The sequence below is a fragment of the Pseudomonas orientalis genome, from assembly GCF_022807995.1.
Taxonomy (GTDB): domain Bacteria; phylum Pseudomonadota; class Gammaproteobacteria; order Pseudomonadales; family Pseudomonadaceae; genus Aquipseudomonas; species Aquipseudomonas orientalis_B.
The window spans coordinates 2,369,641-2,383,340 of sequence record NZ_CP094351.1 but is presented as its reverse complement, the minus strand read 5'-3'; the positions used below and the strand labels follow the sequence as shown (position 1 = coordinate 2,383,340).

Annotated in this window: 13 protein-coding genes; 5 read left to right on the top strand and 8 right to left on the bottom strand. The window is 62.6% G+C overall.

Annotated elements, in window-relative coordinates:
- Positions 1–173 precede the first annotated feature (173 nt).
- Positions 174–1,373 (bottom strand): TPM domain-containing protein, encoded by a 1,200-nt coding sequence (locus MRY17_RS10570; RefSeq protein WP_243353719.1) that lies wholly within the window; start codon positions 1,371–1,373, stop codon positions 174–176.
- 131 nt (positions 1,374–1,504) lie between these two features.
- On the opposite strand from MRY17_RS10570, the gene MRY17_RS10565 reads away from it, so the two are divergent.
- Both MRY17_RS10565 and MRY17_RS10560 read left to right on the top strand, forming a co-directional pair.
- Positions 1,505–2,320, top strand: coding sequence for an alpha/beta fold hydrolase (locus MRY17_RS10565; RefSeq protein ID WP_181282280.1), 816 nt, complete (start codon positions 1,505–1,507; stop codon positions 2,318–2,320).
- The gene (locus MRY17_RS10560; protein WP_243353718.1) at positions 2,310–3,470 is read left to right on the top strand and encodes a PAS domain-containing sensor histidine kinase; all 1,161 of its coding nucleotides are present in this window, start codon (positions 2,310–2,312) and stop codon (positions 3,468–3,470) included. The genes MRY17_RS10565 and MRY17_RS10560 overlap by 11 nt, the downstream gene beginning before the upstream one ends.
- On the opposite strand, the gene dapF is transcribed toward MRY17_RS10560, so the two are convergent.
- The gene (gene dapF, locus MRY17_RS10555) at positions 3,430–4,245 is read right to left on the bottom strand and encodes a diaminopimelate epimerase (protein ID WP_181282282.1); all 816 of its coding nucleotides are present in this window, start codon (positions 4,243–4,245) and stop codon (positions 3,430–3,432) included. The two genes, MRY17_RS10560 and dapF, sit on opposite strands and share 41 nt — an antisense overlap.
- Positions 4,246–4,405: 160 nt before the next feature.
- On the opposite strand from dapF, the gene MRY17_RS10550 reads away from it, so the two are divergent.
- Positions 4,406–4,924: an AAA family ATPase gene (locus MRY17_RS10550; protein WP_191951816.1), complete on the top strand. Its 519-nt coding sequence runs from the start codon at positions 4,406–4,408 to the stop codon at positions 4,922–4,924.
- A gap of 25 nt (positions 4,925–4,949) precedes the next feature.
- Here the strand turns inward: MRY17_RS10550 and MRY17_RS10545 are convergent, their stop codons facing one another.
- Genes MRY17_RS10545 through MRY17_RS10535 form a run of 3 tightly spaced genes read right to left on the bottom strand, consistent with a single transcriptional unit; the run spans position 4,950 to position 7,210 of the window.
- Positions 4,950–5,366, bottom strand: a complete 417-nt coding sequence (locus tag MRY17_RS10545) for an SRPBCC family protein (RefSeq protein WP_181282284.1) — start codon at positions 5,364–5,366, stop codon at positions 4,950–4,952.
- Positions 5,367–5,391: 25 nt separating this feature from the next.
- Entirely contained in the window at positions 5,392–6,189 is a 798-nt protein-coding gene (locus tag MRY17_RS10540) for an SDR family NAD(P)-dependent oxidoreductase (RefSeq protein ID WP_243353717.1), read from the bottom strand.
- A 16-nt stretch (positions 6,190–6,205) separates the two neighbouring features.
- On the bottom strand, positions 6,206–7,210 hold the full coding sequence (locus MRY17_RS10535; protein ID WP_243353716.1) for an aldo/keto reductase: 1,005 nt from the start codon (positions 7,208–7,210) through the stop codon (positions 6,206–6,208).
- 112 nt (positions 7,211–7,322) lie between these two features.
- Here MRY17_RS10535 and MRY17_RS10530 point away from each other — a divergent pair, with 112 nt between their 5' ends.
- On the top strand, positions 7,323–8,219 hold the full coding sequence (locus MRY17_RS10530; RefSeq protein ID WP_181282287.1) for a LysR substrate-binding domain-containing protein: 897 nt from the start codon (positions 7,323–7,325) through the stop codon (positions 8,217–8,219).
- A gap of 135 nt (positions 8,220–8,354) precedes the next feature.
- Here MRY17_RS10530 and MRY17_RS10525 read toward each other — a convergent pair whose 3' ends face one another.
- From MRY17_RS10525 to MRY17_RS10515, 3 genes are read right to left on the bottom strand one after another with little or no spacing between them, the layout of a single operon-like run.
- Complete coding sequence (locus MRY17_RS10525) at positions 8,355–9,458, bottom strand: acetoin dehydrogenase dihydrolipoyllysine-residue acetyltransferase subunit (RefSeq protein ID WP_181282288.1); 1,104 nt, start codon at positions 9,456–9,458, stop codon at positions 8,355–8,357.
- Complete coding sequence (locus MRY17_RS10520; RefSeq protein ID WP_243353715.1) at positions 9,455–10,474, bottom strand: alpha-ketoacid dehydrogenase subunit beta; 1,020 nt, start codon at positions 10,472–10,474, stop codon at positions 9,455–9,457. Before MRY17_RS10520 ends, MRY17_RS10525 begins: the two co-directional genes overlap by 4 nt.
- Positions 10,475–10,512: 38 nt before the next feature.
- On the bottom strand, positions 10,513–11,490 hold the full coding sequence (locus MRY17_RS10515) for a thiamine pyrophosphate-dependent dehydrogenase E1 component subunit alpha (protein WP_181282290.1): 978 nt from the start codon (positions 11,488–11,490) through the stop codon (positions 10,513–10,515).
- Positions 11,491–11,798: 308 nt separating this feature from the next.
- Between MRY17_RS10515 and MRY17_RS10510 the strand changes: the two genes are divergently transcribed.
- Positions 11,799–13,661 carry a sigma-54-dependent Fis family transcriptional regulator gene (locus tag MRY17_RS10510; RefSeq protein ID WP_243353714.1) on the top strand — a complete coding sequence of 621 codons (1,863 nt, stop codon included), beginning with the start codon at positions 11,799–11,801 and terminating at the stop codon, positions 13,659–13,661.
- The last annotated feature ends 39 nt before the right edge of the window (positions 13,662–13,700 follow it).

Below are 13,700 nucleotides of genomic sequence, written 5' to 3'. Positions count from 1 at the left end.
TGTTTTTGAAAGAACTGCATCCGACCAACCTGGCATGCCCAACTCGGTCAAAACTGTGGGAGGGGGCTTGCCCCCGATAGCGGTGTATCAGTCACTGTAGGTATTGACTGAACCACTGCTATCGGGGGCAAGCCCCCTCCCACATTTGGATCTGAGTGGCACCATGGGCATCATTACCAACTCCCCGAAGCCCCGCCGCCACCGCTGGAACCACCACCACCGGACGAGCCGCTGCTGGAACTGGAACTGCTGGAGCTTGAACCAGAGCCACCGCTCGACCCAGACCCCGAGCCCTCGCCGACCTTGCCGAAAAGAATCAATGCCACAAACGACGCGATAGGAAACGCCAGCAGCCAGCCGTCGCGGCCATGATCGATCACCAGCCCGGCCACGCCATACACCACGACCGCCGCCACCAGTCGCACGACAAAACCTGTGCGGCTGGCCCTCCAGGTCTGCCGCATGATCATCAGCAGCACCAGGTACAACCCCAGCACCACCAACACACACACCGGCCACAGCAGCCAATGGATAAAACTGACGTCCACGTAGCGGTCGGCCACCACCAGAGCGGCGATATAGACCAACAACCCGATCACGCCGTAGAACAGCGCCCGCACCTGCCACAATGCGCCAAACAGGGCACCGCCGATCAACAAGGTGAACGGTATGATAAACAGAAACATCGGCCATTCCCGCCCGCCGCCCAGCAGCGTCAGCAACAGCGCGGCCGCCACCGCGGCGATCAAGGCCTTGCGCCAATGTAACTTGCCGGCGGCGAGCAGCACACCCAGCGGGCCACCCAGAACGAACGCCGCCAGCAGCGCGATGAATTGCGGGTTGATCCCGCGCTCGGCCACTTCGGGCAGGTCGCCGCCCTCCACCAGCACCGTCAGCGCGTCCACGCCCTGTTGAACACCGCCGGCAAAGTCACCTTGGCGAAAAGCGGGGGTGATGCGCTCTTCGATGATGCGATGGGCCAGCAGGTCGGTGACCGTGCCTTCCAGCCCGTAGCCCACTTCGATGCGCAGGGTGTGGTCGTTCTTGGCCACTACCAGCAGGATGCCGTCATCGACGTCCTTGCGCCCCAGCTTCCAGGCGCGGAACAGTTGGTTGGCATAGTCTTCGATGCCGGTATCACCGGTGCTGGGCACCAGCAATACGGCGACTTGCGCGCCTTTGCGCTGCTCCAGGTCGGCCAGTTGCCGCTTGAGGCGCTGGACGCTGTCCGTGTCGAGGGTGTTGGTCAGGTCAATGACCCGCTGGTCAAGCGCAACGCCGATAGGCGAGGTGTCGGCCCTGGCGGTGATCGACAGGCTGGCGAGTACCAGGACCAACATGCTCAAGACCGATTGCCGCAGAATCACCATCATGTGTTGTTACCTGAAGTTTCTTCCTGAAGGCGGCGACTTTACCTTATCTGCACGCAAACGCGTGACCCAGGGCCTGCGACTCTCTAAACTGCCGCTGCGCTGCATAGCACTAAGCCATCTACGAGAACACCATGGACCTACGTCACCGCAACAATGTCAGAGTGATGGGCCACGGCTCTTCGACTTTGGTGTTTTCCCATGGCTTCGGCTGCAACCAGGCGATGTGGAACGCCCTGGCGCCGCATTTTCGCGAACGCTTCCGCGTGGTCCTGTATGACTTGGTCGGTGCTGGCCTGTCGGCCCTCAGCGCGTTCGATAAAGACAAATACAGCACGTTGAACGGCTATGCCCGCGATCTCAACGAAATTATCGACGCCTGCGCCGAAGGCCCGGTAATTCTGGTGGGGCACTCGGTCAGTGCAATGATCGGCACCCTGGCTGACCGCCTTGCGCCGGGGCGAGTCGCGGCGCATGTGATGATTGGCCCGTCGCCGCGCTATATCGACACCGACGACTATGTCGGCGGCTTCAAGCGCGACGACATCGACGACCTGCTCGACACCCTCGACAGCAACTACCTCGGCTGGTCCAGCAGCATGGCACCGGTGATCATGGGCGCCCCGGAACAACCGGAACTGAGCGCCGAACTGACCGCGAGTTTCTGCCGCACCGAGCCCGACATCGCCAAGCAATTTGCCCGGGTAACCTTTCTGTCGGACAACCGCCACGATGTGATCGGCCTGACCACGCCCGTACTGATCCTGCAGTCGAGCGACGACTTGATCGCGCCCGTGGCCGTTGGCGAATACCTGCACAGCGTGTTGCCCAACAGCACTTATCACCTGGTGGACAATATCGGCCATTGCCCGCACATGAGTGCGCCCCAGGCGTGCGCGGCGGCCATGGATCGGTTCCTGGCGCCGTGGGCAGCCGCCAGTGCCGGCTGAGTCGCTGTTCGACAATGCCGCCTGTGCCCTGGCGGTAACCCGGCAAGACGGCACGATTGTGCAGGCCAATCAGCGCTTGAGCGACTGGCTCGGCCTCGGCGCGGCCGAACTGATCGGGCAACGCTTTCAAGACCTGCTGACCATGGGCGGGCGGATTTTCTACCAGACCCATCTGGCGCCGATGCTGCGCATGCATGGCGGCGTCAACGAGGTAAAGCTCGACATTCGCCATCGAGACGGCCACAAAGTGACCGTGCTGCTCAACGCCCATAAACGTGAACAGAACGACGAGGTGGTGTACGACCTGGCGCTGTTCGGCACCACCGACCGCGACAAGTACGAGCGCGAGCTGCTCAATGCACGCAAGCTGGCCGAAGCGCTGCTTCAGGAAAAAACCGCCACCGAACAGGCGCTGCACCAGGCCCAGGCCGAATTGCGCGAGGCCTATGCCATTGCCCAGCAACGCGCGTTGTTCGCCGAACAGATGGTGGCGATTGTCAGCCACGACTTGAAGAACCCCCTGACCGCGATCCGCATGGCGTCCGATTTTCTCCGACGCGGCGAGCGCACACCCAAGGAGCAGCAGTTGCTTGGGCATATCGGTCAGTCGTCCGAACGTGCCCAGCGCATGATCGCCGACCTGCTGGACTTCACCCAGGCCAGGGTTGGTCACGGCATCACCATCCGCGCCCAACCGCTGGATTTGCACAGTGTGATTCATCGCGCCGTGGACGAACTGCGGGTGGCCTTCCCCAGGGCCACGCTGGTGCACCAAGCCGAGGGCCGTGGCGATGCGTGCCTGGATGCCGACCGTGTGCAGCAGGTGATCGGCAACCTGGTCGCCAATAGCGTGGCCTACGGTGACCTGCAACAGCCGATCACTGTCACCTCGCGCCTGGGTGCCAGGGGCGCCGAGGTGTCGGTGCACAACTACGGCGCGGCGATTCCCGAGGCGTTGCTGGCCGTACTGTTCGAGCCCATGACCCGCGGCACCCACCAGGGCAGTGATGTACGCAGCGTGGGCCTGGGCCTGTATATCGTGCGCGAACTGGCCAGGGTGCACGGCGGCGATGTGGCGGTGAACTCTTGCGCGACGCGCGGCACCACCTTCAGCGTGACGTTCCAGGCAGGTACGCCGCACCTTGCATGATCGGCTCGACGCTGCCCGTGAGCACCACCCCGCCCTGCCCGTCCCATTGCACCGTCAGCGTGCCGCCGTCGCATTCCACTTCCACTTTGTCATCGAGCAACCCGCGCCTGACGCCATTGACCACCGCCGCGCAGCAACACGACCCGGAGCCCAACGGCACGCCACCGCCGCGCTCCCAGATGCGCAGACGGATGCGGTTGCGGTCGAGCACCTGGACAAAATGCACATTGGTTTTGGCCGGGAACAGCGGGTGACGTTCCAGGGCCGGTCCCACGGCTTCGACATCGACGACGGCGATGTCGTCCACGAAAAACGTACAATGCGGATTGCCCATGCCGCAAGCGGCCGGCTCCCCGTCGATAGGCAGCACGCGGGTGTCCATCGCCCTGGCCAGCGGCACGCCGGCCCATTCCAATGAAGGCGCGCCCATGTCGATCGAGACCCGCTGGCCACTGACGCGCACGCACGTCAGCAACCCTCGGTCGGTACGCAGCACGATGGCGTGGGCGCCTGTTTCATGCATCAGCCGGTCAGCCACGCCGCGTGTCGCGCTGCCGCAGGTTTGCAGGGGTGTGCCGTCGGTGTTCCAGAACTGCACGCGGGCGGCGGCATCGTCGCAGTCGAGGATCACGGCGAGCTGATTGAAACCGATACCGGTGTGCCGATCACCCAGGCGCCGGGCGATCTCCGGGGTAATGGGGTTATGCTGGCCACGGCGGTCGATGATGATGAAGTCGTCGCCGTGGGCGTGCATCTTCACAAAGGGTAAAGTCATGGGCGATCCTGTGGTCGAACTGAGCGGCCCTACTCTAACACCCCTGTAGGAGCGAGCTTGCTCGCGAGAAGCGCAAGAACAACAGGTTTTACCTGGCGCTACACGTTATCGTTGACGCTTTTCGCGAGCAAGCTCGCTCCTACAAAAAGGTTGGTGGACGATGCTTATCGTATTCAGCGGCCTGCCCGGCACCGGCAAGACCACGATTGCCAGGGAGCTGGCACGCCGGATGGGCGCGGTTTATCTGCGCATCGATGTAATCGAACAAGCGCTGCGCGGGTCTGGCGTACTGGCGGGCGATGTGGGTGCCAGCGGCTATGGGGTGGCGAATGCGCTGGCCTTGAGTAATTTGCGTGTGGGCCAGCGAGTGATCGCCGACTGTGTGAACCCGGTAAGGGAAAGCCGCGAGGCTTGGCGGGCCGTGGCCCTGGCGGCTGGCATCGAACTGGTCGATATTCAGGTGGTGTGTTCCGATCAGCAGGAGCATCGGCGCCGAGTGGAAAGCCGTGAGGGCGATATCCCAGGCCTGCTGCCGCCGACTTGGCCATCGGTGCTGGCGCATGAGTATGAAGCTTGGGACACGCCGCCATTCACGCTTGATACGGCAGCGTTAACGTCCGAACAGGCCAGCACCGCAGCCCATGTCTATCTGTCGAGTATGGGAGCCGTTGAGCGTTAGCGCAGCCCCCACCCCCCGATAGGTATCAGCCAGGAAAATTGGCACGCAAGGCCTTCAGGCCATCACCGTAAACGCCGGTAAACAGTTCCTCCACCGCTTCATCGGTAGTGCCCGCAGCCGGTGTGAACACCCCGGACCAGGTCACTTTCGCCGACGTGTCAGTCAAGGCTTCCACCTGCACGGTCGCCAGATAGGCGCTCACCGGAAACGGCGACTGTTCAATGGTGTAGCTGTAGGTGCGCGCCACATTGTCGAAGGTCTGCAACCGCTCGACGATCTGGCCGCCATCCGCGGTATGCAGGTGGCGCACGCGGCCGCCTTCGCCCGGCTCGCTCTTGGCGATAAAGGGCAGCCAGTCGGGCAGGCTGTTGAAGCCGCCGATCAGTGCCCACACCTGGTCCGCCGACGCAGGGATTTCAATCACAGAAGACGCTGTTGCCACGATAAATACTCCAGAACATTAAAAATCAGATCGCCATGCTGTCGACCACGCCACCGTCGACCCGCAACGCGGCACCGGTGGTGGCAGACGACAGCGGTGAAGCAATGTACGCCACCAGGTTGGCCACTTCATCCACATTCGCCGCACGCTGGATGATCGAGGTCGGCCGTGCACTGCGCACGAACACATCGGCTTCATCCCGCGCAGTGCGCCCGGATTTTTGCGTGGCGTCCTTGAGCATGTGTTCCAGGCCGTCGGTAAAGGTCGGCCCCGGCAGGATCGCATTTACCGTCACACCGGTACCCGCCAGGCGCTTGGCCAGGCCATGGGACACCGCCAGGTTGGCGCTTTTGGTCACGCCATAATTGATCATGTCCGCCGGGGTCGCTACGCCGGATTCGGATGACACGAAGATCACCCGCCCCCAGCCCTGCTCGACCATAGCCGGCACATAATGCCGCGCCAGGCGCACGCCAGAGATCACATTGACCTCATAGAAGCGCGTCCATTCACTGTCCGGCGCCTCGAAGAAATCCACATCATTGAAGATGCCCAGGTTGTTGACCAGAATGTCGGCACGCGGTTCGGCAGCGAACAGTTTTTCAGCGCCTTCGGCCGTACCCAGGTCGGCCACCAGCCCGCGCAGGTTGGCGCCCGGCACCGCCTGGCAAATGCTCGCCAATGCAGCGTCAACCTTGCCGGAATCACGACCGATCACCACCACGGTGGCGCCGGATTGCGCCAGGGCCTGGCTGATGCCCAGGCCGATGCCGGCGGTGCTGCCGCTGACGATCGCCACTTTGCCGCTTACATCGATTTTCATGGTTGAACTCCTGAAGTTAAAGCGGCAGAGGCGCGCGAAGCGAAATCAACTGCGCCTCGCGCAGCGCCTGCCAAAAGGCTGCTGGAATCTGCTCTGACAACGCCGCCACGTCTTCGGCAATACGCCCCGGACGACTGGCACCGGGAATCACCGCCGCCACGGCCGGGTGCGCCAGGGAAAACTGTAGCGCAGCGGCCTTGACGCTTACGCCAAACGCCTGGGCAATCGCCTTGATCTGCTCGACTTTGGCGGTGATCGCCGGGCTGGCCGGCTGGTATTCGAAGTGCGCGCCGCCAGCGAGGATGCCGGAGCTGTAGGGACCACCGACCACGATCTCGACGTTCTGCGCGAGGGCTGAATCCATCAGGCGCTGCAAGGCACGGTCGTGGTCCAGCAACGTGTAGCGGCCGGCGAGCAGAAAGCCGTCGGGCTGGGCTTCGGTCAGGTCCAGGGTCAGTTCGCACGGTTCGACGCGGTTCACCCCCAGGCCCCAGGCCTTGATCACGCCTTCTTCGCGCAGGCGGGTCAGCACCTTGAAGGCGCCGGTACGGGCCTGGTTGAAGTATTCCAGCCACTGGTCGCCGTAGAAGTCCTGGGCGATATCGTGAACCCACACGATGTCCAGACGGTCGGTCTGCAGGCGCTGCAGGCTGTCTTCAATCGAGCGCAGGGTGGCGTCGGCGCTGTAGTCATTGAGCATTTTGTTCGGCCGGCCATGTTCGAATACACCGCTTTTCTCGCCCAGGTCACGGGTGCTGTCTTCGACTTCGTCGAGAATCACCCGGCCGACTTTGGTGCTGAGCACATAGTCGTCGCGGTTGTAGCTTGAGAGGGCCTGGCCCAGGCGGATTTCCGACAACCCCGAACCGTAGAACGGCGCGGTATCGAAATAACGCACGCCGTGATTCCAGGCGGCCTCGACCGTGGCCCGGGCTTCGTCTTCGGCAATAGCGCGGAACATATTGCCCAGCGGGGCGCTGCCAAAGCCCAGTACGCCGGGCAGTGTGTGTTTCAAGCTCATGGTGGTTCCTCAATCGGTTCAAGGTCGCATTGACCGTTGAGCAGATCCTAGATTGCCTTGATCAGACCGTCCAAGACATACTGCGACCAACTTGAGTCCCAGCAGGTCTGAAATGATTGATCTACGCCAACTGCGCTACTTCGAAGTGGTCGCCGAAGAGGAACACGTCGGCCGCGCCGCCGAGCGCCTGCACATCTCCCAGTCGCCCTTGAGCCGGCAGATCGCCCAGCTCGAAGAACGCCTGGGCCTGACGTTGTTCGAGCGCAGCCAGCAACGTATCCGCCTGACCCGCGATGGCCACACCTTCCTGGCTGAAACCAGGGCGCTGCTGACCCATGCCAACCGCCTGGAGTCCCTGGGCAAGCGCTTGGGCCGGGGTGAAGAAGGCGGCTTGTGCATCGGCTATATCGAGAACGCCATGCACGCCGGTGTACTGCCCAACGCCTTGCGCGTGCTGCGCGATGACCGGCCTGCCGTGCATATCAAATTGTATAACCTGCCCTCCCTCGAACAGCTCGAAGGCCTGCGCCAGCGCAGTCTGGACATTGCTCTGGTCGGCGAGCCGCCCGCGGCCGACGATCCGGACCTGACCGCCCGGCAGGTGCTCGATGACCCGATGCTGCTGGCCTTGCCGGAACATCACCCGTTGACACGCCAGCGTGAGTTGCTGCCCGAGCACCTGGCCGACCAGCAATGGATCGGCGTGCAACGCAAACCCGGCGCCAACCCGGCGGATGATTTCGTGGCGGCGTGCATCCGCGCAGGTTTCACCCCGCAGATCCCCATGGAAGCCGGCGAGCCCTTCACCGCACTGGGCCTGGTAGCCTCCGGACTGGGCGTGGCGATGGTGCAAAAAGGCCTTAGCCGTAACGCACCGCCCGGCGTGGTGCTGCGCGAACTGCCGTGGCTGAGCTACACCACACCGCTGTGGGCGGCATGGCACCGGATCAACTTGCGGCCGTTGGTGGAGACGTTTCGCAAGGTGCTGACTGAGCCTGAGGCTATCTAACGGATGCTCCACAGCGCTAATGTGGCAGCTCAAATGTGGGAGGGGGCTTGCCCCCGATTGCGGTATATCAGCTATAGATGAGCTGACTGACACACCGCTATCGGGAGCAAGCCCCCTCCCGCATTCAGGTTTCCGTCAGGGCTGGGACTTCAGAAAGGCCGAGATCAACCGGTTAACCTGCTCCGCCGCTTCCAGTTGCACCATATGCCCCTGATTCGCAAGGACATGCACCTGGGCCTGCACCCCTTCGGCGTGGCCTGCCGGGATAATCGCATCTTCGCTGCCCCAGATCACCAGGCTCGGCTGGCGGCCCACCACGCTGCGCAAATCCAGCCGCTGCCGCCCACCGTCGAACAGCCTCTGATTGAGCTCGCGCAAAGCCTGTTCGACCCCTTCCAGACGCTTGAACTTGAGCATGTCCTCCAGCATCTGGCGCGTTACCAGCGCCGGGTCGCTGAATAATTGTGTCAGTTGCGGTTTGAGCGCATTACGGCTATTGGCCTCGACAAAGCCTTGCAGATAGTCGCCATTGATCGTCGCGCCCAACCCCGCGCTGGCGATCAGCGTAAGCGACGCGACGCGTGCCGGCGCCTGGCTCGCAACCGTAAGACACACCAGCCCTCCCATGGAGTGTCCGGCCAGATGCACGCGGTCGAGCGCCAGGTGATCAAGCAGCGCCAGTAAGGCCTCGCCCAGTTCTGTGGCATCGGCGTTCTGCAGGGACTTGCCCGACTCCCCGTGCCCCGGCAGGTCCAGGGCAATCACCCGGCGCTCGGCGGACAGGGCCGGTTGATTGAACAGCCAGTTGTTCAGATCACCACCGAAACCGTGCACTAACACCAGCGGCGTACCGCCCTCGCCCATATCCAGATAACGCAACAGATTCCCGCCCACCTCGACTTTCTGTGCGCTCGGGCCGGCCTCTTCGGCTTCGGCGGCGCTGGAGACGAACCCGGCGTTGAAGCTTTCGATCACGGTATCGATCTCAGCCTCTGTCGCCGCGCCCTCCACCACTATCCCCAGTAGAGCCCCCACCGGCAGGGTCTCATCACTCAGCGCCAGCACCCGACGCAACACGCCGCTGAAGGGTGCCTCCACACTGCTGGAAATCTTGTCGGTTTCCACGTCCAGCACTTCCTCGCCCTTCTCCACCCGGTCGCCGGGTTGTTTGAGCCAGACGTCGATGCGGCCTTCGGTCATCGACAGCCCCCACTTGGGCATGGTCAAGGTATGAATCATGCGGCGGTCCTCTTGTCGGCGATTTTCAACACGGCGGCTTCGATCTTCGCGGCGTTGGGGATGTACAGGTCTTCCAGCGCATCGGAAAACGGCACGGGTGTGTGCGGGGCGGTGACCATTTCGATGGGGGCGCGCAGAAAAGCGAATCCCTGCTGGGCCACCAAGGCACTGATGTCGGTAGCGACAGAACAGCGTGGGTTGGATTCGTCGATCACTACCAGGCGCCCGGTTTTCTCGACACTTTCTAGAATGCTGTCTTCATCCAGCGGGCTGGTGGTGCGCAAGTCCAGCACTTCGCAGTCGATACCCTGGCGCGCCAGGTTGGTCGCGGCCTCAAGAGCGATATGCAGCATGCGCCCGTAGGTGACCAGCGTTACATCTTTGCCCTCACGCACAAAACTGGCTTCGCCGAATGGCACCGTGTACAGCTCTTGCGGCACATCGCCCTGCAAGCCGTAGAGCATTTTGTGCTCAAGGAAAATCACCGGGTCATTGTCGCGGATCGCCTGGATCAACATGCCCTTGGCGTCATAGGGCGTGGCCGGGCATACCACTTTCAGGCCGGGGATATGCGTCCACATAGAGGTGAGCATTTGCGAATGCTGGGCAGCCGCGCGCAAGCCGGCGCCGTACATCGCACGGATCACCAGCGGTGTGGTGGTTTTACCACCGAACATATAGCGGAATTTGGCAGCCTGGTTGAGCAATTGGTCCAGGCAGCAGCCGATGAAGTCGACGAACATCAATTCACAGACCGGGCGCATGCCTCGGGTGGCGGCGCCTACGGCCATACCGACGTAGCCGACTTCGGACAACGGCGCGTCCAGCACGCGCCCGGGAAATTGCGGGTGCAAGCCCTTGGTCACGCCGAGCACGCCGCCCCATGCGTCTTGCTCACCGGGGGAGCCGGTGCCACCGGCCACATCCTGACCGATGATAAATACGCTCTGGTCACGGCCCATCTCCTGGGCCAAGGCTTCATTGATCGCCTGCTGATAGCTGATTTTACGAGCCATGAGATTCTCTCCACGTCTTGTTTTTATAGGGTTGATGATCAGCGGTAAGCCACATAGACGTCACTGAGCAGGTCGGCGGGCTGAGGCTTGGGATCGGTTTTGGCCAGGCGTACCGCGTCTTCGATCAGTTGTGCCACTTCACCATCGATGCGCTCGAACTGTGCTGCATCGAGCCAGCCTTCGGCGTTGCAGCGCTGACGGAACAAGGCCAGGCAATCAGCGTTTTCGCGCAGGTTTTTCACTTCGTCGGCGCCGCGATAGGTTTGCGCATCACCCTCGAAGTGGCCGTAGAAACGGCTCAACTTGACCTCGACCAGCGTCGGCCCGTCGCCTTGGCGCGCCCGCTCCACGGCGACGCCCAATGCTGCATGCACGGCGAAAAAATCATTGCCGTCAACGATCACGCCCGGCATGCCAAACCCCGCGGCGCGCTCGGCTATGTCTTGGCATGCTACCGACCAGCCGGCGCCGGTGGCTTCGGCGTAACCATTGTTTTCAGCGACAAACAGACACGGCAGTTTCATGATCGACGCAAGGTTCATCGCTTCGAATACCGCCCCTTCGTTGGAGCCACCATCGCCAAAAAAAGCCACGGCCACGCCTTGGCTACCCTTGAGCTTGGCGGCCAGCGCCGCGCCGGCAGCCAAGGGCGCGCCAGCACCGACAATGCCGTTGGCACCGAGCATGCCCTTCTCCTGATCGGCGATGTGCATGGAGCCGCCCTTGCCGCCGCATACGCCGGTTTTTTTGCCATAGATCTCCGCCATCATGCCGAACACATCGACACCCTTGGCGATGCAATGGCCGTGGCCACGGTGGTTGGACGCGATGCAATCATCGTCGTTGAGGTGCGCCATGACCCCGGCGGCACAGGCTTCCTGGCCTGCGTACAAGTGAACGAAACCGGGAATTTCGCCAGTGGCGAACTCCACGTGCAGACGCTCTTCGAAGTCGCGGATGGTGCGCATCACGGTATAGGCATGCAGCAATTGATCGGTGCACAGGTGGGTGGACATCTTGTTGTTCTCCAGGTTGTCTCGACACACAAAGACTGGCTGCGGCCAGTGACAGGCTGTTCAGCACAGCCTGTGCCAACCGTCGAAAAAACCTGGCAAAGCCTTGATCCAGAGCAGTGCCGCGCGCCCGTGACCAGGCAGCCTGCAGGCACAATGTGAGACGCAATCATGCAGCCAGCCCCCTGAATCTCAAGCGACATGAGACGTTGCGTCTCACCGGCAGGCGTCGGTCAGGGTGCCCTTGTTCCCTGGCGCACATGCGCGCTTAATGGCGCACATAACAACAAAGCTCGAGAACCGGAGGCCTTATGTTCGCCGCGAACTCCAGGGAACATGTCGACTGTGTCAGTCGTGTGGTCCGCAACGCCGAGCGCCTGCCCCAGGCGCCGGTGCCGTCGCTGATTTTCGATTCATGGCGCCGCTCCATGGAGCTGCATCACCTGGACCCCGGTTCGCTGCAGGGACCGCGCATCCTCAGCGAACCCTTGCTCAAGGAATGCCGCGAGCGCGCCGAACTGTTCATGCGCATCGCCAGTGAAGAAGTCGGGCAACTGCATCATCGAGTGCGTCACGCCGACTACTGCGTGATGCTGACCGACGCCCAGGGCCACACCATCGATCACCGCGTGGATGCAGCCATTCGCACCGGCTGCCGCAAGGCCGGCCTGTACCTGGGCACCTGTTGGTCGGAAGCCGAGGAAGGTACGTGCGGCGTGGCCACGGTGCTGACCAGCAAAATGGCGGTGACGGTACACAAGGGCGATCATTTCCGTGCAGCGTTTATCGGCCTTACCTGTTCCGCTGCGCCGATTTTCGATCCTCAGGGGCAACTGCTGGGGGTGATGGATGCCTCGGCGCTCAAATCTCCGGACGACCGCCGCAGCCAGCACCTGATACGCGAAATGGTGGCCCAGAGCGCTCTGGCCATCGAAAACGCATTCTTCATGCACTGCGCCCGCCGGCACTGGGTGTTGCAGGCGCACAGCACGCCAGGTTTTGTCGATAGCCAGCCAGACCTGCTGCTGGCCTGGGACCAGGATGGACGCCTGCAGGCCTTGAACAGCAAGGCGCGCCAGGCCCTGCGCCTGCGCTTCGGCGCGATGCCCGAGCATATCGGCGAGGTGTTCGAGCTCGATGCCTTGCGTGCGGCCACGGACCAATCAACCCGGCAATTGCGCTGGCAGGGCAAACCTGAGGTGTTGCACGTGCGAGTCAATGCGCCAAGGCGCACACCCGCGCACGTTTCATCCAACAGCCAGGTTGACGCTCGTATGCAAGAGCACCTGCGCCTGGCCGTGCGGGTCAAGGACCGCCATCTGCCCGTGCTGGTGCAAGGGGAAACCGGTGCAGGCAAGGAAGTGTTCGCCCGCCAGTTGCATGAGCGCAGCGTGCGTCGTGATGGGCCCTTCGTGGCGCTGAACTGCGCGGCGATTCCGGAAAGCCTGATTGAAAGCGAGTTGTTCGGCTATGTGCCCGGCGCCTTTACCGGGGCTTCCAGCAAAGGCATGAGCGGATTGTTGCTACAGGCCGATGGCGGCACGTTGTTTCTCGACGAGATCGGCGATATGCCGCTGGCGCTGCAAACGCGTTTGCTGCGCGTGCTGGCCGAAGGCGAAGTCGCTCCGCTGGGCGCGGCGAAAACCCGCACGGTGGACATTCAAGTGATTTGCGCCAGCCACCGCGACCTGGCGTCACTGGTCAGCGCCGGCCGCTTCCGTGAAGACCTGTACTTTCGCCTCGGTTGCGCGCGCTTCTGCTTGCCGCCATTGCGTGAACGTACCGATAAGCTGGCCCTGATCAATCGCCTGTTGGAACAAGAGGCACGCAGCAGTGGCGTGTCGTTGGGTATTGGCCAGGCCGCGCTGCAATTGCTGCTGGGCTATGCGTGGCCGGGCAATGTGCGGCAACTGCGGCATGTGCTGGCTTACGCCTGTGCGGTCTGCGAAGACGATACGCTGCAGGTGGCGGATTTGCCGTTGGAGATTCGGGGTGAGCAGCCTCAAGCGCTGGCCGAACAAAGCGCCAGTCCGGAACGCCAAATGGTTCTGGATGCATTGATTCGACATCGCTGGAAGCCCTCGCCTGCGGCACAGGCCCTGGGTATTTCAAGGGCAACGCTGTACCGCCGCGTGAACCGGCTGGGTATCGATATGCCCGGCAAAACCAGCTGATGCAAGGGGTCGACTCCCATCCGAGCAAGTCGACCCACG

Bases quoted from the DNA above. Each gene is read 5' to 3' on its own strand.
- MRY17_RS10525 (WP_181282288.1), bottom strand. From the start codon at position 9,458: ATGATTCATACCTTGACCATGCCCAAGTGGGGGCTGTCGATGACCGAA.
- dapF (WP_181282282.1), bottom strand. From the start codon at position 4,245: ATGACTTTACCCTTTGTGAAGATGCACGCCCACGGCGACGACTTCATC.
- MRY17_RS10540 (WP_243353717.1), bottom strand. From the start codon at position 6,189: ATGAAAATCGATGTAAGCGGCAAAGTGGCGATCGTCAGCGGCAGCACC.
- MRY17_RS10535 (WP_243353716.1), bottom strand. From the start codon at position 7,210: ATGAGCTTGAAACACACACTGCCCGGCGTACTGGGCTTTGGCAGCGCC.
- MRY17_RS10520 (WP_243353715.1), bottom strand. From the start codon at position 10,474: ATGGCTCGTAAAATCAGCTATCAGCAGGCGATCAATGAAGCCTTGGCC.
- MRY17_RS10515 (WP_181282290.1), bottom strand. From the start codon at position 11,490: ATGTCCACCCACCTGTGCACCGATCAATTGCTGCATGCCTATACCGTG.
- MRY17_RS10550 (WP_191951816.1), top strand. From the start codon at position 4,406: ATGCTTATCGTATTCAGCGGCCTGCCCGGCACCGGCAAGACCACGATT.
- MRY17_RS10565 (WP_181282280.1), top strand. From the start codon at position 1,505: ATGGACCTACGTCACCGCAACAATGTCAGAGTGATGGGCCACGGCTCT.
- MRY17_RS10570 (WP_243353719.1), bottom strand. From the start codon at position 1,373: ATGATGGTGATTCTGCGGCAATCGGTCTTGAGCATGTTGGTCCTGGTA.
- MRY17_RS10530 (WP_181282287.1), top strand. From the start codon at position 7,323: ATGATTGATCTACGCCAACTGCGCTACTTCGAAGTGGTCGCCGAAGAG.
- MRY17_RS10510 (WP_243353714.1), top strand. From the start codon at position 11,799: ATGTTCGCCGCGAACTCCAGGGAACATGTCGACTGTGTCAGTCGTGTG.